The sequence below is a fragment of the Nocardia altamirensis NBRC 108246 genome, assembly GCF_001612685.1.
Classification (GTDB): domain Bacteria; phylum Actinomycetota; class Actinomycetes; order Mycobacteriales; family Mycobacteriaceae; genus Nocardia; species Nocardia altamirensis.
Window position 1 is genome coordinate 36,856 of record NZ_BDAY01000082.1, and the last position, 18,712, is coordinate 55,567.

Here is an 18,712-nt window from a genome sequence, read left to right on the forward strand (position 1 = left end):
CGCGCAGCCGACAACGCGACGTGTTGCTGGTCCGCTCACGGTTGCCCTTGGCTTTCGGCGCCGAGCAACGGGGCCCACATGCGCCGGGCCAATGCGCCGAAGCGGGTGGTCTCGCCGGGTTCGCCGGGTGGGGCGGGGAGCTCCATGAGGTGCTCGAGGCGCGGTGCGGGGCCCCAGACGTAGCGGAGGTGGCGGTCGGTGTGGTCGCCGAACGGGCCTGGGCCGTTGGGCCCGCCGTTGAACTCGCGCTCAGCGGCGACCACGGCCTCGTCGACGGTGGCGCCGCGGAAGCGGCGTTCGGCGTAGGCGGCGGTGGCGCCCGGTGTGATCGGCAGCGGTTCGGCCAGCCCGGCATCGCGCAGCGCGACCAGTTCACGCAGGATGGTGCGTGCCGCAGGCATATCCGGCGCGGTGAGCTCGGAACGCCATGCGGGACGACCGAATTGGCCGCGGCCGGTGGTGACGGCGTGCCAGGAGCGGTCCTCGGTGACGGCGAGGGCGAGCAGCGAGACCCATGCCCCGATCCGGTGTTTCGGGGCGAGCCGGGAGAACGTGGTGCGGACCAGGGTTTCCCCGCGCACCTCAGGCACGGTTCCGGTGAGCCTGCGACCGTTGCCGAGATCCACCGCGACGTCGACGGCCCTGGCGGCGCCCGCATAGTCTGCCTGCGACGCGCGGACCAGCTTGTCAACGGTGTGCTCGACCTCGTCGAGCACCGCGGCCCCGAAACCGAAGGGCGGCAACGTGCCACGTCGCCACTCGGCGGCGCGAAGCCCGGCCGCGTCGGCACCGGTCAGCCGGGCGGCGAGCAGGCGTTCGCCCAGTTCCCATTTCGCCAGGCCGTCGAGTTCGATGGGCAGCCGGTCGGCGATGTCTTCCTCGTGTTCGGGCACGCGCAGGCCGAGTCGCTGCCAGAGGAAGGCGCGAATCGGGTGCTCGACGAACGAAATCAGGTCGGCCAGTGCGACATCCCCGAGTTCGGGCACCGGAAGCGGTTCCGGCAGGAACGCGGGCTTCGGCTGCGCGGGCTGTCCCGCGGCGACGGCGCCCGCCAGTGCGACGGTGTCGAAGCTGAACGGCCGCTCGGCGCGGAAGTTGCGACGGTCGAAGGCCTGCAAGGGATGTCGGATGTGCACTGCGCCCAACTGTTCGGCGCCGACATGCGCGCGCAGCACATCGAGCAACTCGGCGACCGGAACGGCGGCCGGACGGTGCGCACCGGTCACCGGATCGGCGCCGGTGTGCAACACCAGCAGTGTCTCGGTGGCCGCGAGCATCGCGTCGAGCAGCAGCTGCCGGTCCTCGCTGCGCGGATCCCGTTCGCCGAGCAGCGGATTGCGGGCGAGCACGTCGTCGCCGTCCACCCCACCCTGGCGGGGAAACACGTCGTCGTCGAGACCGAGCAGCACCACCACCCGATGCGGCACCGACCGCATCGGCACCATCGTGCACACCGTGAGCTCGCCGGTGCGGAAGTTGGCGCGGGTCGGCCCGGCGGCGAGCCGCGAATGCAGCAGCACCCCGACGTCGGCGAGCCGCAACGGCACCTGGCCCGCGTGTTCGGTGGCGGCGGCCAGCTCCTGGCGCGCCTCGGTCCGCACCCAGGCCTGCGAATCCGGCACGTCCGTCAGCAGATCCAGCGCCCGGCCCAGCACCGCGGCCCACTCCGGCGCGGGGCGTGGCCCGCGCAGATCACGCAGGCAGACCGCGAGGCGGTCGATGAATTCCGCGAACCGGCCTGCCAGGTCGACGTCGTTGCTGTCCACGTCGTCCAGCGGCAGCGCGAGATCAAGCCAATCGTCGGAGGTTTCGCCAGCGGTGACGCCGAGCAGAATCCGGTCCACCGCGCTGTTCAGCGTGTTCTGTGCGAAGTCGGCCAGCCCGAAGGCCTGCCGCTGCCGCTGCCCGATCCCCCACCGCGCGCCGGACTCGGCGGCCCATTCGCGCAGTCGCTCGATATCGTCGTCGTCGAATCCGCAGCGCCGCCTGACCGTTTCGGCCGCGGCCAGGTCGAGCACCTGCGTCACGGTGACCCGCCCATCGGCCAGCTCGAGCAGCACCCCGATCACCGCGAGCAACGGATTGGTGATGCCGCGCCCGCGATCGGCGAGCCGCACCCGCAGCCGATGTGCGGGATGCCCCGAATCCGGTGCGGGCTCTGCCGATCCCGGCGCACGCTGGCCGAACGCGGCGCGCACGAGCGGCGCGTAGGTCTCCACCTCGGGGCACATGACCAGCACGTCCCTCGGCTCCAATGTCGGGTCGGCGCTGAACAATCCGAGCAGGCAGTCGCGCAGCACCTCGACCTGCCGCGCGGGCCCGTGGCACGCATGCACCTGCACGGTGCCGTCGGCGGGCAGGTACGCGGCGGCACCGGCGACCGGCGGCCACCGATCGTCACGCACGCCGGACTGCAATGCTGTGAGCAGCGTCACCCCGCGCGGATCGGCCTCCGGCGCACGCCCTTCCGTCGCGGTATCGATCGGATGATAGGTATCTGACGCGGCCTCGGCCATGCGCTGCTGAAGTTCCCTGACATCACGGGCGAGACCCGTCAGCAACGGGTGATGCAGCACAGCCGCACTGAGATCCGCGGCGCGAGAGCGATGATCCACGTCACCCGCCGGGGGTGTACGTGCCAATTCGATCCACATCACCGGGCTCGGATGCGGGAGCCACAGATGAATCTCGCGAGTCGCCGCCAAGGCCGTCAACACCGCGAGTTGATCGGTCGCCATCCGCGTCGCGCCGAACAACGAGAAGCGCGCCGGAAATGGAACGAGTTCGGGCGCATCCCGGAGCCGGGCACACGCCGCGTCGAGACGCTCCGCCGGACTCGGCGCACCCACCTCGGCACGCAGCCGCCGCCACAGCTCGGGCTGCCACAACAGATCGTCGGGCACCCGATTGCCCGCACCGTCGGTGTCGGAGCCTGCGGCCCACTCGGTGATGAGCCGAGGCCGCTGTGCGGCGTAACTGTCGAACAGTCCCGCGAGGTGCGCGGCGGTGGCATAGCGCCGCCCGATCCGATGGTCACGACCGGTCGGTTCGTTCGCGCCCAGATGTCGGCCGAGCACCGCACACCACGGCTCCCCCACCGACGCGTCGATCACCCGCAGCAGGGTCCACACGACCCGCTCGGACGCCCACGGATCATCCTCGGGCGTCACCCCGCTCGCCGCCGCCAGCGCCGCGCTGACCAGCGCGGCAGGCGAAGGGAACTGGATGTTCGCCGCGACCCCGTCCGCATTTGCCCCCGATACGCCGAGCACCGACGACAACCGCTGCGTCAACCACCGCTCCACACCCTTCGCGGGCACCGCAACCACCTCCGCCGCGAACGGATCGGGCAGCGGCGTGGCCAGCAGCCCGGCCAGCGCGTCCGCCAGCACGTCGGCGCGCTCGGCACGGTGGATGTGCAGCGGCATCTGCGCCCTCTCGATCGGTCTGCGGTGTCGAACTGCGGTAGGTTTCGCGGCTCCTGGTGTGTTCCGGCGTTGACGGGACGCCCTGGGGTTCGTGCACGTTTATACTCCAGGCCGCCCCTGCCGGGGACGGCTCCCCACTGAGGAATCGACAACGATCGCTACGGAATGAGACAAACACCGTGACGGCAGCGATCCTTGGCCGTGCAACCCAGTTAGGCCCCAGCGGCCTTGACGCTACTTCGCTGCCCCGGAACCGGGTTTGCGCAGCGCCGTACGGACTCCCGATTGACGGAGAGTGAATTAAGCCACACGCGAACAGGTTCCTCCGCCGTGTCCGCTCAGTTCCGCGCGTTGAATGTGCAACAGTGCTGAACCGGGGAGGAACGAGAGAGCTGCACCGAAAGGCTGGTTCACGTTCATGGATGCGATGGTGATTCCCCTTATGCCAAGAGGCGGGTTCACGGTCCGCCGAGTCGGAGACCGTTGGGAGCTCGTCAATTCCCGTGGCTACGGCCGCACTGTCGTCCTACACTCCTGGCCCCGAGACCAGCACAGCGAAGCGTTCGAGCACTGCTATCGCCTCAACGGACGCACCGTCGAGGAACTGCGCGCCGCGTTCCGCTGAACAACCCAGATGGCCGAAACCCGCTGGGACGCAAGCGCTGATAGCACATGCCGCGATCGAGCTCAAGACGTGCATCCTGACCGCCGATGTGCGATCGTGTTGCCTCGTGCGTCATCCCTCGACCGCCACCCGCTCCATTCCACGTGTGGCCGCATCCGCCTATGTCCTCGCCGCCGCGGCGATCCTCATCCCGAGCGCACCGATCTTGGCTCCGAGCGCGGCCGCTGTGCCCCTCGCCCATACCAGCGGGTGCCTGTCCGGTTTCGACTGCGATATGAGCAGCCGGATCACCAGGGTCGACGCGTATCTGAAGAATCGCCCCGGCGTCACCGGTTACGTTGTGCGCGACCGGGTTTCCGGCGGCGTGCACGCGAACGCCAACGCGGAGAACGCGGTATGGACCGCCTCCACGATCAAGCTGGCGATCGCCGAGGATCTGCTGAACCGGGCCAGGATCGGCGCCATCCCGCCGCTCTCGCCGGAGGATCGCGGGCTGATGGAGGGCATGCTGGCCACCTCCAACGACGGCGCGACCAACATCCTGTGGACCAAGTACTCGGGCATCGACCGGATGGCGTTCAACAATGCCTTCCGCGCCAACGGCATGACCACGCTGGTCCCCCAGCCGACCACCACCGCGCTGTTCCCGGATTGGTCGTTCCAGAAGTGCACCGCCGCCGATCTGGACCGGCTGATGGACAACGTCCTCACCCGCATGCACCCCGACGATCGCAACTACCTCGTCGAGCGGATGCGCGCGGTGGACAGCAACCAGCATTGGGGCGTGTGGGGTGCCGGCCCCGCGATGCGGCCCGGGCTGAAGAATGGCTGGTCCGCCGAACAGGGTGGCTGGGTGGTGAATTCGGTCGGCTTCGCGGGACCGGGCGAGCGCTACACGCTGGCGATCATGACCTCACTCGGCGATCAGGGCGGATACACCGAGGGCGCCGACACCGACACCAAGGTCGCCGAGATGCTGTTCGCGGGTCGCTAGAGAGTTGATCTCACAGACCGTTCATACGGTTCACAGGGGTTTCGAGGTCTGTGAACCGTTCGGGCGGTCTGTGGTTCTCTGTTGACGAGCTACGCGGAGCGTCGGCGCAGCACCATCGGGGCGCCGTCCCTCGGGAACGGAATCGTGGTGAAACCCCACGGCATTCGGTAACTTTCGGGTATCTGCCATGCGTACGAACGGACCAGGGCGGCAATGACCGTCTTCACCTCGAACGTGCCGAAATGCATGCCGATGCACTTGTGCGCGCCCGCACCGAACGGCAACCAGGCCAGGCGATGCGACTTGTCCTCGTGCCGTTCCGCACTGAACCGTTCCGGATCGAACAACTCTGGATGCGTCCACAATTCGGGCAGCAGATGGTTCACCTGGTACGCCAGATCGACCGAGGTGCCCGCCGGAATGTAGTGGCCCGCGATCTCGGTGTCGCGCACCGCACGACGCGCGAGGCCTGGCACCGGCGGCATCAGCCGCAGGCTCTCCTTCACCACCAGATCCAGCTCGTGCAGGCGCTCCAGATCGGTGATAGTCGGTGCGCCACCGTCGATTTCGGCGTCGAGCGCGAGCACCTCGGCGCGCACCCGCTCCTGCCACTCGGGATGCTTGCCCAGGTAGTAGGCGACCGCGGTGGCCGTCGTCGTCGTGGTGTCGTGCGCGGCCATGATCAGAAAGATCATGTGGTTCACCACATCCGCGTCGCCGAACACGCCGCCGTCCTCGCTGCGCGCGTGACACAGGCCGGAGAAGAAGTCCGGTGATTCGCTGCGCCGCTTCTCGGGCAGCATCGAACGGAAGTAGTCCTCGAGCACTTTGCGGCCGCGCAGTCCGGAGCGCCAATTGCCGCCGGGCACCGAGTGCCGGATGATCGCCAAACCCGCATGCGTGCAGTCGACGAACGCGTTGATGAGTTCGCGCCGCCGCGAACCGACATCGACGCCCATGAACGATTCGCCGGCGATGTCCAGGGTCAGTTCCTTGATCGTCGGATACAGGCGCACCGTGCGTTCCGCGCTCCCGTCCTTGGGCACCCACCGTTCGATGCTCGCGCGCACCGCCGGTGTCAGCGCCGCCAAATGCGCTTCCAGTCGCTCCCTGGTGAACGCCTGCTGCATGATCCGGCGATGGAATTTGTGCTCGTCGAATTCGAGCAGCAGCAGGCCGCGGCGGAAGAACGGTCCGATGAAATAGTCCCAGCCCTGGCCGAAGTCGCGGCGCCTGCGGCCGAGCACCTCGTCGAGCGCCTCCGGTCCCGCGACGAGCACGCGGTCGACGCCGAGCGAGGTACTCATCGAAACCGGTCCGTAGGCGCGGTAACGCCCCATCATCTCGGCGGGACCCCAACGCATGTACTGCAATGCCCGCCCGAGATACGGCAGGCCCGCGTCGCCGTGCACGGCGGTGGTCGCACTGCCCGGTGGCGGCATGGCGAGGACGTGATGGCGTTCCGGAAGCAGGCCGAGCGCGCGGTCTATCAAATGGTCGTGCGGGATATCGATCAGCGCGGTGTTCTCGGTATCGGCAGTATCGTCGGAATGCCCACGCACGCTGGACTTTCGGCCGACAACACGGTCACCGGCGACCATGGCAAACCTCCCTGAAAGACCTAGTTAATCGTATTCTCTTTTGCATATTCGTTCGGTCGGTTCGCCGTATTGAACCTCCATCGCGGTCATCCGGCGGCGTCGCAACGCGGCGCGCGCAACACACCAGGAATGGGGATCTCGGCGCGACCACGGAATCCGAGCCGACTACGGTTGGTAGTTGTCAACCAACCGTTCGGGGGACGAAACCCCAGGACTGTCGAGGAGCAACGATGAATACAGCATCGCGCAGCGATTCGGTGCGGGGCGACGGGTGGGCGACGGGTGGGCGCACTGAGACTGTCGAGAAGCGTCGTCACCGGGTGGTGGTGATCGGCTCGGGCTTCGGCGGCTTGTTCGGCACCAAGCACCTCAAGCATGCCGACGTGGACATCACGTTGATCTCCAAGACCACGTCGCACCTGTTCCAGCCGTTGCTCTACCAGGTGGCCACCGGCATCCTCTCCGTCGGCGAGATCGCGCCGGCGACCCGGTTGGTGCTGCGTAAGCAGAAGAACGCGCAGGTGCTGCTCGGCGATGTCATCGACATCGACCTCGAAGCCAAGACGGTCACCTCGCGCCTGCTCAACTCGAACACGGTCACCCCGTTCGACAGCCTGATCGTGGCCACCGGCGCGCAGCAGTCGTACTTCGGCAACAACCAGTTCGCCACCTACGCGCCAGGCATGAAGACCATCGACGACGCGCTCGAACTACGCGGCCGCATCCTCGGTTCGTTCGAGGGTGCGGAGCTGGCCACCAGCCAGGAGATGCGGGACCGGCTGCTCACCTTCGTTGTGGTCGGCGCGGGCGCCACCGGTGTCGAATTGGCCGGGCAGATCGCCGAACTCGCCGATCGCACACTCGAAGGCACCTTTCACAACATCGACCCGCGCGACGCGCGCGTTGTGCTGCTCGAGGGGGCGGACGCGGTGCTCGCGCCGATGGGACCGAAGCTCGGCCTCAAGGCCAAGAAGCGGCTGGAGAAGATGGGCGTCGAGATCCAGCTCAACGCCATGGTCACCGACATCGACGCGCTCGGCGTGACGGTCAAGGACGCCGACGGGACCATCCGCCGTATCGAATCGTCCTGCAAGGTGTGGTCGGCCGGTGTGCAGGCAGGCCCGCTCGGCAAGATGCTCGCCGAACGGTCCGACGGCACCCAGGTCGACCGTGCGGGCCGGGTCATCGTCGAGCCGGACCTCACCATCAAGGGCCACCCGAACGTCTTCGTGGTCGGCGACCTGATGTCGGTGCCCGGTGTGCCCGGGCAGGCGCAGGGCGCGATCCAGGGCGCAACGTATGCGGCCAAGCAGATCAAGGCAGGACTGAAAGGCCAAGCGCCGCAGGACCGTAAGCCGTTCAAGTACTTCAACAAGGGCAGCATGGCGACCGTGTCGCGGTTCAATGCCGTCTGCCAGGTCGGCAAGCTGGAGTTCAGCGGATTCATCGCGTGGCTGGCCTGGCTGGCGCTGCACCTGTACTACCTGATCGGGTATCGCAGCCGGATCATCACCGTCATCCAGTGGTTCGTCACCTTCCTCGGGCGCAGCCGCGGTCAGATGGCAGCCACCGAGCAGTGGGTGTTCGCGCGGCTCGCGCTCGAGCAGGTGAACTCCGATGAGGAAGAGGCGGACGAGCTCGCGGCCGCGCTCGGTGCACCGCCTGCCAACGGCAAGCTCGCGGAGAAGGCGAAGGCGGCGGTCGATCGCCGGGTGGGCTGAGCTCGCTCGCACCAATCCGACAGACCTTTCGGTCCGAATACCGATGTGTTCATCGGTATTCGGACCGAAGTCTTTTCACGCCAGTCACTTCCGTATCAGACCGGCGAATCGACCCGTCAGTAGCTAATTGTCGGCAATGCCAAAGGTGTTGTGTCGCCCGAAATCTGACCCATCCATGTGCCCGGTGGATCCGAATGTGGGACGTCGCAAAGTGACATCTTTTCCTCCTGACGAAAGGCGATCTACCTATGGGCACAGGCAAGCACAGAGCCCCCAACCCGCAGCGCCAAAAGGTGGGCTCGATGGTCGCGGCAGGTGCGGTACCGCTGGTCCTCGCACTGGTCGGAACCGGCACCGCCAACGCCGAGCCTGCACAACCCAACGCAGCGTCCCAGCCCGACCATCCTGCGCAGTGGCCCGCGGCCGAACCGCCCAACGCGATGCCGTACGAGGGCCTCAACATCCCCGACAACACCCGCAGCTCGCTGCAGTGGTCGCGGCCGATGCCGGACAAGAAGTACCTGGCCCCCGTCGGTGTGCTGCACGCGCCGGTGCCGGTTGCGCCGGTGCCGCCGATCGCACCGCCGCCCGGCATGTTCCGCTTCGGCGACGTGCAGGTGCCCGCGCCGGACTGGATCGACCAGGAACAGGCCATCCAGATCAACGACAACTCGGCCATGGCCGAGGCCAACCTGGCGACCTTCCTCGACTCGATCGGCATGGAACGCAGCAGGTCGGACCGGATCGCCGGGCAGACCGTCGGCACCGCGGCGATGGGCGCGCTCGCCGGCGCGGCCTCCGCAGCGCCGTTCGCGGCCACCTCCGCGCTCGTCGGCGGCGTGGTCGGCTTGGTCGTCGGCCTGCCGTTCGTTCCGGTCGGCGTTGTCGCCGGGCCCATGCTCGGTGCTGGCTTCGGTGCGGCCATCATCACGGTGCCCGCGGCCGCCATCGGCGCGGCAGCCGGCGCGGCCGTCGGCGCGGTCAACTCGTTCAACGCGCCCTCGCGGGTAATCGGTGACTGATGTAGCGCACCATGGCTCGTAGCGAAAGCAACAAGGGTGGGAATCCGACGACACTGTCGGGTTCCCACCCTTTCTTTTTCACCCCCTGAGCGCCCCCTAACCCTCTCTCTCCCATCCAGAATCACCCCCGGCGAGTCGCCAACGGCGAGTCGCCACCCCACCAAGATCAGCGCAACCCAACAGCAATTACCAACCCCGCCGACCTCCTAGGACTGGTGGCGCCGTCGCCCCACTCCGCCACACAAAGTGGGAACTGGTGGCGGCATCGCCCGAGTACCCTCCGCCACCAGTTCCCACTTTGCGGCGGCGAACCATAGATACGCGCGCCGAATGGTCAACGAGCGCCGCGGCCGTGCTGATCACGCAAAGGGGAACTGGCGGCGGCATCGGTTGAGGCCTCTACATCAGGTCCCACGCGGCAGAACTTGTCGCACCCTGGGTGCATAGTGCCTGGGCATGGGGGCACTGGATGAACCGTTTCCCGGGTCGTGGGCGATGGCGGCTGGGCTGATTTCGCGATGGGAACTGCGGCACAATTTCGTGCGGGTGTTCCCCGATGTCTACATGCGTAGCGGGTGTTCGCTCGATGCGGAAGGGCGCGCCCGCGCCGCGGCGCACTGGGCGAAGGGGGATGGTGTCCTGATCGGATACTCGGCGGCGGCATTGCACGGCACTCGGTGGCTGGATCCGGAGGCGCCCGCACACATCGCCCGAATGGGACACTGCAAGCCGCCCAGCGGGATTCGGGTACTGCGAGCCGTCGTCGATCCCGCCGAATGCTGCGAGGTCGATGGATTTCGCGTGACGACACCTGCCAGAACAGCCTTCGACCTGGGCCGTCAACTGCCCCGCAACGAAGCCGTGCCCGTCCTCGACGCGCTGTGCGCGGCAACCGGGCTGGTTCCCTCGGAGATCGCGACCGTGGCCCGCGCTCATCCTGGCATGCGTGGAGTGGGCCGTCTGTCGACCATTGTCGACCTGATCGACGGTGGTGCGGAGTCACCACCGGAATCACATACCCGGCTGCTGCTGGTCGACGCCGGACTACCCAAGCCCACAACGCAACTGGTAGTTCGCGATGCATACGGCGCATTTGTCGCCCGCGTCGACATGGGTTGGGAGCCCTGGCGCGTGGCTGTCGAATACGACGGCGCCCAACACTGGACCGACCCCGCCCAGCGCACCAAGGACATCGACCGCATCGCCACCCTGGAATCCCTGGGCTGGCGCATAATCCGCGTCAACGCCACCCTCCTCCGCCACCGCCCCCACGTCATCCTCGATCGCGTCCGCACAGCCCTGTCCGCACAGGGCTGGACGGCTGATCAGTGGGAACTGTCGGCGGCATCCCCCAAGTAGAGTCCGCCACCAGTTCCCACTCTGCGGCCCCGAACCATCGACACGCCCACCCAACAGTCGCCGTGCCGGACCACCGGCACTGATCACGCAAAGTGGGAACTGGTGGCGGCATCGGCCGAGTAGGCTCCGCCACCAGTTCCCACTCGGCGCGACGAACCATCGACACGCCCGCAACACGCCGGGGCATAGGATCGGCGGGTGGGTGAGATCGGGTCGACGAGGCTGGCGACGCTGCTTGCGTTGGCGGATTCGCGGTTGCCGATTGGTGGGCACGTGCATTCCGGGGGTGTCGAGGAGGCGATCGGCTCGGGGCTGGTGCGTGATGTTGTGACCGTCGAGTTGTACTTGCGTCGGCGCATCCGGACTTCGGGGCTGGTCGCGGCATCGTTGGCCGCCGCGGTGTGTGCGGGTGCGCTCGAACCGGCGCGGGCCGAGGCAGAGGCCGACGCGCGGACACCCTCGCCCGGCGCGCGAACGGCGTCGCGTGCTCAAGGGCGGGGTCTGCTGCGATTGGCCAAACAGCTATGGCCTCAAGAGGATTGGGGCGCTGTCGGTCCGCGGCCGCACCTATCCACCGTGTTCGGTATGGTCGGCGCCGCCTGCGCGGTGACCCCGCTGGAGATCGCGGGCGTCGTCATCTACACCACCCTCACCGGTGCCGCGACCGCCGCGCAGCGCCTGCTTGCGCTCGACCCGGCTGCCGTCGCGGGCTGCACGATCCGCCTCGCCGACCTGTGTGACCGCACCGCTGCCGAGGCGGTCGACGGCCTCGCCTGCCTGTCCGACCCGCTGCAGGATGTGCTCGCCGAGCGCCATCTGCACCGCGATATGCCGTTGTTCGCCAGCTGAGTCCCCGAAAGAAGGAGTCACCAACCATGCCCCCGCATCTGATCGACGGTGAACCGCACGACCACACCCACGATCGGCCCAAGCGTCAGCGCACGCCGGGCGAGGCGCTGCGCATCGGCATCGGCGGCCCGGTCGGGTCGGGCAAGACGGCGCTGGTGGCCGCGCTGTGCAGGCAGCTGCGCAACGAGCTGTCGCTCGCGGTGCTGACCAACGACATCTACACCACCGAGGACGCCGACTTCCTGCGCCGCAACGCGGTGCTGCCCGACGAGCGGATCACCGCCGTGCAGACCGGCGGCTGCCCGCACACCGCGATTCGCGACGACATCACCGCCAACCTCGACGCCATCGACGACCTGATCGCCGCCAATCCACCGCTGGACCTGATCCTGGTCGAGTCCGGCGGCGACAATCTGACCGCCACCTTCTCCTCCGGCCTGATCGACGTGCAGATCTTCGTGGTCGACGTCGCGGGCGGCGACAAGGTGCCGCGCAAAGGTGGTCCCGGCGTGACGTTCTCGGATCTGCTCGTGGTCAACAAGACCGACCTCGCCCCGCTCGTCGGCGCCGATCTGGGTGTGATGGAGCGCGACGCCGCGAAGGTGCGCGAGGGCCGCCCGACCGCGTTGATCTCGCTGACCGACGACCCGGCCGCCACCCCGGTGCTCGCCTGGGTGCGCGAGCAGCTGCGCGTCATCGCCGAACAGGACCGCACCGGCACCGAATCCACTGTTGCGCACTGAATTACGGATCATCGCGATCGCGACGGCGGTCCCCGAGATCCACGCGAGCGGCGGGCTTTCGGCCCGCCGCACCGGCGCGCATGCGGTGCACATGATCGGCACTGCGGCCACTCCACTCGGCGGCGACGAACTCGACATCATCATCGTGGTCGGCCCGAACGCGCGGCTCACGGTGCGTTCGGTCGCGGCCACCATCGCCTTGCCGAGCGCGGCGACGCCATTGTCGTTGGCGCACTGGCATTTCGAGGTGGCGGACGGAGGCGAGCTCGACTTCGACCCTGAGCCGACGATCGTTGCGGGCGGCGCGCATCACCACACCACCACTTCGATCGCGCTGGCGCCGAACGCCAAACTGCGCCTGCGCGAACGCATCCAGATCGGCCGCTCCGGCGAGGACCACGGCGGCTGGCGCGGCGACCTGATCGCCGATATCGGCTCAACCCCGTTGCTGCGCCACCGACTGGAACTCGGCGCGGGCACCTCCACGGACGACGCGCTCACCGCCCCCCGCGCCTTGTCCTCCGAACTGCGCTATCCCGACGACCGCCCAGCGAAAACTGTCGGCCTGACCGAGACCCGACTTCCGCTAGCCGCTGGTGGCACCCTGCTCACTCGCACGAGTGCACTGCTCACCACCGCCCACTGAAACTGTGAGCCGAGTCCCGGTTTCCATCCGCCATCGGCGGCAGGCCTACTTGCCCGCACGGGCGCACACCTCGCCACCGCCCGCTGAGCTGTAGGCCAAGTCCTGGCGCCCATCGACGGCAGCTCAGCCTGCCCGCACGGGCACACTCCTCGCCACCGCCCGCTGAACTGTGAGCCGAGTCCCGGTTTCCATCCGCCATCGGCGGCAGGCCTACTTGCCCGCATGGGCGCACAGCTCGCCACCGCCCGCTGAGCTGTAGGCCAAGTCCTGGCGCCCAGCGGCAGCGCCACTTACCCGCCCGGGGTGCACTCCTCGCCACCGCCCGCTGAACCGTGGGCCGAGTCCTAGCTTCCATCGGCATCGGCATCGGCATCGGCATCGGCATCGGCATCGGCGGCAGCTTACTTACCTGCACGGGCGCACTCCTCGACGCTCGTTGCCCCATTGGGCGGGCGTACCGATGACTCGCCGCGCCGAGTGGGAACTGGTGGCGGACGCTACTCGGGCGATGCCGCCACCAGTTCCCACTCGGCGTGATCGGTGCGGTTGGTTAGCGGCCGGGGCGGCGGCGGAGTCGGGATTGGAAGCCGGGGGCGGCGGAGAGGCTGCGTTCGAAGAAGCGTTGGACTTGGTTGCGGGTGATGTTGGTCCAGGCTTGGACTGGGGCTGACCACCAGGGGGCGATCTCGCGGGGTTTGGCGGTGACCGCGTGGCAGACCAGGTCGGAGGCTTCGTCGACGGTGAGGCCGGGGACGCGGCTGAAGTCGGTGGGGGCGCTCATTCTGGTGTGCACCAAGGGCATGTAGATGGAGGTGGTGGTGACGCCGTCGCTGGAGACTTCCGCGGCGACGCTGCGTAGCCAGACGTCGAAGGCCGATTTCGAGGCGCCGTAGGCCGCCCACTGTGGAGCGGGCGGCATGAGGACGCCCCAGGTGGAGATGTTGACGATGTGGCCCTGTTTGCGGGCGCGCATGTCCGGAATCAGGGTGAGCAGCAGGCGGACCGGGCCGAGGTAGTTGATGTCGATGGTGCGGGTGAAATCGTGGAATCGGTCGTAGGACTTGTTGATCGACCGACGAATCGACTTGCCCGCGTTGTTGATCACCACATCGAGGTGACCGTGTTCGTCGAGGAGTTGCAGAGCGAGTTGCTCGACCGCGTCCATATCGGTGAGGTCGGTCGGGTAGACGTGCGCCGTGCCACCGTCGGCTTTGATCTCGGCGGCAACCTGATGCAGGTCGTCTGCGGACCTGGCGACCAGCAACACGATCGCTCCTGCCGCGCCGAGCTTGCGCGCGCTCGCCTTGCCGATGCCGTGCGACGCGCCGGTCACCAGCACGACTTTCCCATCGACGGCCTCGCGCAACGACTTCTCGCGCGGACGGGACGTCGGATACAGCAGCCGGCTCGCCACTCGCTCGGCCATCGGCCGCCCATTGCTCTGCGCGGAAGTGTCAGTCACCCTCTCGACTGTATTAGCAGAGCGCCAACTTCACCCCCGGTATCGACGGCACCTGTCGGCTTTCCCGACCCGGACCTGTGCCCCGCCGCACCTTGTCCCGCGCGGTCGGAGTCGAACGGCGGTCGGAGTCGAACGGCGGCGCACGCACGACGGGACAACCCAGAAGCCGAGATACGCAGTCGTCGCCGACCATGGCCTCGTCCGCTTACCTTGCGCGGTGGAACGCCTCCCGCGTCCGCTCACATCGCGGCGGAACGCCTCCCACGTCCGCTCACATCGCGGCGGAACGCCTCCCACGTCCGCTCACATCGCGGCGGAACGCCTCCCACGTCCGCTCACATCGCGGCGGAACGCCTCCCACGTCCGCTCACATCGCGGCGGAACGCCTCCCGCAGCCCGCACCCGATTCGCTGGCCGGGTGCGACTAGGAGTCCGGCAGCCTCGTGCGGCACGTCGCTGGTGGCGAGCTTCGAGAAGGCGAACGTGCCGCCGGCGGACGTTGGCTGTGTCTGTTTCCACCCGGAGCAGTGCACGACAGGGCCGACCCGGATCACGGAGTCGCCACGCCATGCCCCCAGGGCCTCGTCCGCTCACATTGCGGCGGATCGCCTCCCGTGTCCGCTTACGTTGCTGCCGAACGCCTCCCAGCTCGCGCCCGGTTCGCTGGCCGGGCTTCTAGTGGACGTTGGCTGTGCTCGGTTCCAGTCGACGGGGTGAGGCGAACAGCGCGATCAACGCCATCGTCAGGAGGAGGGTTGCGCCTACTGCGGTGGCGATATGCATTCCGGAGACGAAGGATTCGCGGGCCGAGTCGACGAGGGCGGTGTTGGCGCCCGCGTGCTGGATGGTTTCGCCGAGGGTCGCGGCGTAGTCCCCGCCGGAGCGGAAGATCAGGGCGGCAAGGGAGCCGAGCAGGGCGAGACCGAGCGCGTTGCCGAGCTCGAAGCTGGTTTCGGAGATGCCGACGGCCGAGCCTGCTCGTTCGGCGGGCACCGAGGAGACCGCAACGTCCGACACCAGGGTGAACGCGATGCCGTAGCCGATGCCCGCGATGGTGGAACCGGCCAGGTACCACCAGATTCCGCCGTGCACGCCGACACCGAGCAGCATCAGGTTGCCGACGGCCGAGGCCGCCAGTGCGAACGCGAAACTGTTGCGCGCGCCGAAACGCTGGCCGACCCTGGCGCCGCCCATCGAGAAGATGAACACCGCGACCGCCATCGGAATCCCGAGCACCGCGGCCGCGAGCGGGTCGCGTCCGGTGACCGACTGCAGGTAGATGCTGGTGAGGTAGCTCAACGCGGCCAACGACATCATGCCGACGAGGCTGGAACCGATCGCCACCGAGAACCCGGCGCGGGAGAACAATCGCAGGTCGAGCAGCGGCTCGTCGAGGTGGCGCTGCCTGCGCACGAACGCGGTCAGGATCACGGCGCCGACGAGCGAGATCACGATCGCTTCGACGTCGAGCCCTTCGGCCGCAATGTGTTTGATCCCGTACACCAGCGGCAGGATGCCGCCGATGGACAGCGCGACGCTGGGCAGGTCCAGCGGTCCGAGCACCCCGGCGCGATGCTCGGGCAGCACGAACGGACCGAGCGCGAGCAGGATCAGCAGCACCGGGATGTTGATGAGAAACACCGAGCCCCACCAGAATTGGTGCAGCAGCAGGCCGCCGATGATCGGGCCGACGGCGGAGCCGCCCGCGAAGAACGCGGTCCACACGCCGATGGCGGCGGCGCGTTCGCGGGCGTCGGGGAACAGGCTGGAGATCAGCGCGAGGCTCGACGGCAGCAGGGTCGCGCCGCCGACACCCATCAACGCCCGCGCGATGATCAGCACCTCGGCGGTGGGCGCGAAGGCGGCGACGACCGATGCGATGCCGAAGATGGTGGCGCCGACGAGCAGGATGTTGCGCCGCCCGATCCGATCACCGAGGTTGCCCATGGTGATCAGCAGGCCCGCGATCAGGAAGCCGTAGATGTCGAGGATCCACAGCTGCTGGGCTGCGGACGGGTCGAGGTCGACGGTGAGGGTCGGCATGGCCAGGAACAGCACCGAGATGTCCATCGACACCAGCAGCACCGGCAGCAGCAACACTGCGAGGCCGAGCCAGGCACGGCGCGAGCCGACAGCAGGCGCCGCGCGCACCGCCTCCACGTCTGTCATCCTAAAACTTCCTCTCCAACTCGCGTACGCCGTACGCACGAACTCGGGTACAGTGTACGCAACCTCCCCCGGAAGTGAAAGTGAGTCATGGGATGTCTGAGCTCAAGCTCAACCGAGCCGCCATCATCGACACCGCGATAACGCTTGCCGACGAGGAGGGCCTGGACGCCCTGTCCATGCGACGCATCGCCGACGCGATGGGCGTCGGCGCGATGTCGCTGTACCGGCACGTCGCGAACAAGGACGAACTGCTCGCCGCGATGACCGACGAGGTGGCGCGCCGCAATCCCTACCCGTCGCCGGAGGGCCAGCAGTGGACCTGGCGCGACCGGGTCCGCATCGCCGCCGAGATCGATTGGACGCTCTACCTGCAACATCCGTGGGTGCTGCTCACCTTCGCCACACCGCGCTACAGCTTCGGGCCACAAAGTCTGGCCTGCCTGGCGTGGATGGTCGAGGGCTTCGCCGAGCTGAATGTGTCCACCCGCGAGGCGACGACGATGTCGTTCACCGTGTGGAACTACATCTCCGGCGCGACCCTGCCGCACATCAGTGCGTCGCTGATGGCGCGCAAGGGCATGAACCCCGAAGGCGACAACGGGCTGCGCACCATGCTGAAAGGAGAATCACAGTTTCCGGTGCCGCCTGCGCTCGCCGATCTCGAAGGCACGGGCGTCAGCGACCTGACCCAGGAGGAGCTGCTCTACATCGGCCTATCCGCGCTGTGCGACGGCTTCGAGATCCGGGCGAAGCAACGCGAGTTGACCTGAACTTAGGTTGATGTTGCACGGTGGTGGTCGACCGCACCACCACTAGGAGTCACTGTGCACGCGATTCGCCTCCACGCCTTCGGCCCCGCCGAAAATCTGCGCTACGAAACGGTTCCCGACCCCGCGCCCAATCCCGAGCAGGTCCGAATCACGGTGGCGGCGGCGGGAGTTCACCTCATCGATACCGCGATTCGCAACGGCCAGCCCGGGCCGTTCCCGCTGCCCGAGTTGCCGACCGTGCCAGGCCGTGAAGTCGCCGGGACCGTCGATGCGGTGGGCGCCGAGGTCGACCCGAGCTGGATCGGCAAGCGCGTGGTGGCACACCTCGGCATGGTGCCGGGCGGGTATGCCGAACTGGCAGTGACCGAAGCGGCTCGGCTGCATGAGATTCCGGCGAACCTCGACGCGGCCGAGGCCGTTGCGATGATCGGCACCGGTCGAACCACGTTGGGCGTGCTGCAATTCACCGAGTTGAGCCGAGACAGCATCGCGATCGTCACGGCCGCAGCGGGCGGAATCGGCACGCTGCTGGTGCAATACGCGAAGAACGCCGGGGCAACCGTCATCGGGCTGGCCGGTGGGCCCGCGAAAGTGGCGCTGGTGCAACAGAATGGCGCTGACCTCGCCATCGACTACCGGCAGCCAGGCTGGCCGCAGCAGGTCCGCGACTTCCTAGGCGACCGCACCGCGACCGTCCTGTTCGACTCGGTCGGCGGTGAAATCGCCTACGCAGGTATCGATCTGCTCGGTAAGGGCGGGCAACACCTCATCTACGGCGGTTCCGGCACAGATCCGAAGGCCGTAGGGACGCCGACCTACTCCGCCGAAGAGCTGGCCGCCCGCGGCGTGACCTCCGAGCTGGTCGTCGGTCAGGCGATGATGCAACGGGCCGGTGGTGATCTGCGCGGACTGGAAGACCGTGCGATGGCCGAGGCTACCGCCGGGCGGCTTCGCCCTGCGGTGCACCGATTCCCGCTCGCCGAGGCTGCGACCGCGCATCACGCGCTGGAGACCCGTGGGACCACCGGCAAGGTTGTGCTGATTCCCTAGAGGGCGAATCATTCCGCAGCAGCCGAATCATGCGGCGCGCGCTGAATGATGCCGCGCCGACTGCATCATCCCGCGTCCGCTGAATGATGCGGCGCCTGCCGAACTACGCGGCGCCGGCTGAATCATGCCGCGCCGACTGATCGGACCGCTCCAGCCGAATGATGCGGCACCAGCTGAATGATGCCCCGCCGACTGAATCGTGCCCGCCAACCGAATCACGCGGCACCGACTGAATCACGCCCCGCCAACCGAATCACGCGGCACCGACCGAAT

Annotated in this window: 13 protein-coding genes; 9 read left to right on the top strand and 4 right to left on the bottom strand. The window is 67.9% G+C overall.

The features are described from left to right. Positions 1-35: 35 nt before the first annotated feature. On the bottom strand, positions 36-3,428 hold the full coding sequence (gene recC, locus NA11_RS34710) for an exodeoxyribonuclease V subunit gamma (RefSeq protein WP_069166298.1): 3,393 nt from the start codon (positions 3,426-3,428) through the stop codon (positions 36-38). Positions 3,429-4,198: 770 nt separating this feature from the next. Between recC and NA11_RS34720 the strand changes: the two genes are divergently transcribed. Beyond that, positions 4,199-5,047, top strand: coding sequence for a serine hydrolase (locus tag NA11_RS34720; protein ID WP_069166300.1), 849 nt, complete (start codon positions 4,199-4,201; stop codon positions 5,045-5,047). Positions 5,048-5,136: 89 nt separating this feature from the next. Here the strand turns inward: NA11_RS34720 and NA11_RS34725 are convergent, their stop codons facing one another. After that, positions 5,137-6,648 (bottom strand): cytochrome P450, encoded by a 1,512-nt coding sequence (locus NA11_RS34725; protein WP_069166301.1) that lies wholly within the window; start codon positions 6,646-6,648, stop codon positions 5,137-5,139. Between the two features lie 230 nt (positions 6,649-6,878). Between NA11_RS34725 and NA11_RS34730 the strand changes: the two genes are divergently transcribed. The 6 genes from NA11_RS34730 (at position 6,879) to NA11_RS34755 (ending at position 12,988) form a co-directional block, all read left to right on the top strand. Beyond that, a complete protein-coding gene (locus NA11_RS34730; protein ID WP_245746401.1) occupies positions 6,879-8,369 on the top strand; it encodes an NAD(P)/FAD-dependent oxidoreductase in 1,491 nt (496 codons plus the stop codon). A 302-nt stretch (positions 8,370-8,671) separates the two neighbouring features. Beyond that, entirely contained in the window at positions 8,672-9,391 is a 720-nt protein-coding gene (locus NA11_RS34735; RefSeq protein ID WP_069166317.1) for a hypothetical protein, read from the top strand. 456 nt (positions 9,392-9,847) lie between these two features. Continuing rightward, entirely contained in the window at positions 9,848-10,750 is a 903-nt protein-coding gene (locus NA11_RS34740; protein WP_069166302.1) for a PDDEXK-like endonuclease domain-containing protein, read from the top strand. Between the two features lie 198 nt (positions 10,751-10,948). Continuing rightward, a complete protein-coding gene (locus NA11_RS34745; RefSeq protein WP_084655309.1) occupies positions 10,949-11,599 on the top strand; it encodes an urease accessory protein UreF in 651 nt (216 codons plus the stop codon). Between the two features lie 26 nt (positions 11,600-11,625). Then, positions 11,626-12,342: an urease accessory protein UreG gene (gene ureG / locus NA11_RS34750; protein WP_069166303.1), complete on the top strand. Its 717-nt coding sequence runs from the start codon at positions 11,626-11,628 to the stop codon at positions 12,340-12,342. After that, positions 12,332-12,988, top strand: coding sequence for an urease accessory protein UreD (locus tag NA11_RS34755; RefSeq protein ID WP_069166304.1), 657 nt, complete (start codon positions 12,332-12,334; stop codon positions 12,986-12,988). The genes ureG and NA11_RS34755 overlap by 11 nt, the downstream gene beginning before the upstream one ends. 550 nt (positions 12,989-13,538) lie before the next feature. Here NA11_RS34755 and NA11_RS34760 read toward each other — a convergent pair. Next, entirely contained in the window at positions 13,539-14,450 is a 912-nt protein-coding gene (locus tag NA11_RS34760) for an SDR family NAD(P)-dependent oxidoreductase (protein ID WP_245746404.1), read from the bottom strand. Between the two features lie 675 nt (positions 14,451-15,125). Next, a complete protein-coding gene (locus tag NA11_RS34765) occupies positions 15,126-16,619 on the bottom strand; it encodes an MFS transporter (RefSeq protein ID WP_069166305.1) in 1,494 nt (497 codons plus the stop codon). Positions 16,620-16,711: 92 nt separating this feature from the next. On the opposite strand from NA11_RS34765, the gene NA11_RS34770 reads away from it, so the two are divergent. After that, positions 16,712-17,389, top strand: a complete 678-nt coding sequence (locus tag NA11_RS34770; protein WP_069166306.1) for a TetR/AcrR family transcriptional regulator — start codon at positions 16,712-16,714, stop codon at positions 17,387-17,389. Between the two features lie 54 nt (positions 17,390-17,443). Beyond that, complete coding sequence (locus NA11_RS34775; RefSeq protein WP_069166307.1) at positions 17,444-18,439, top strand: zinc-binding dehydrogenase; 996 nt, start codon at positions 17,444-17,446, stop codon at positions 18,437-18,439. The last annotated feature ends 273 nt before the right edge of the window (positions 18,440-18,712 follow it).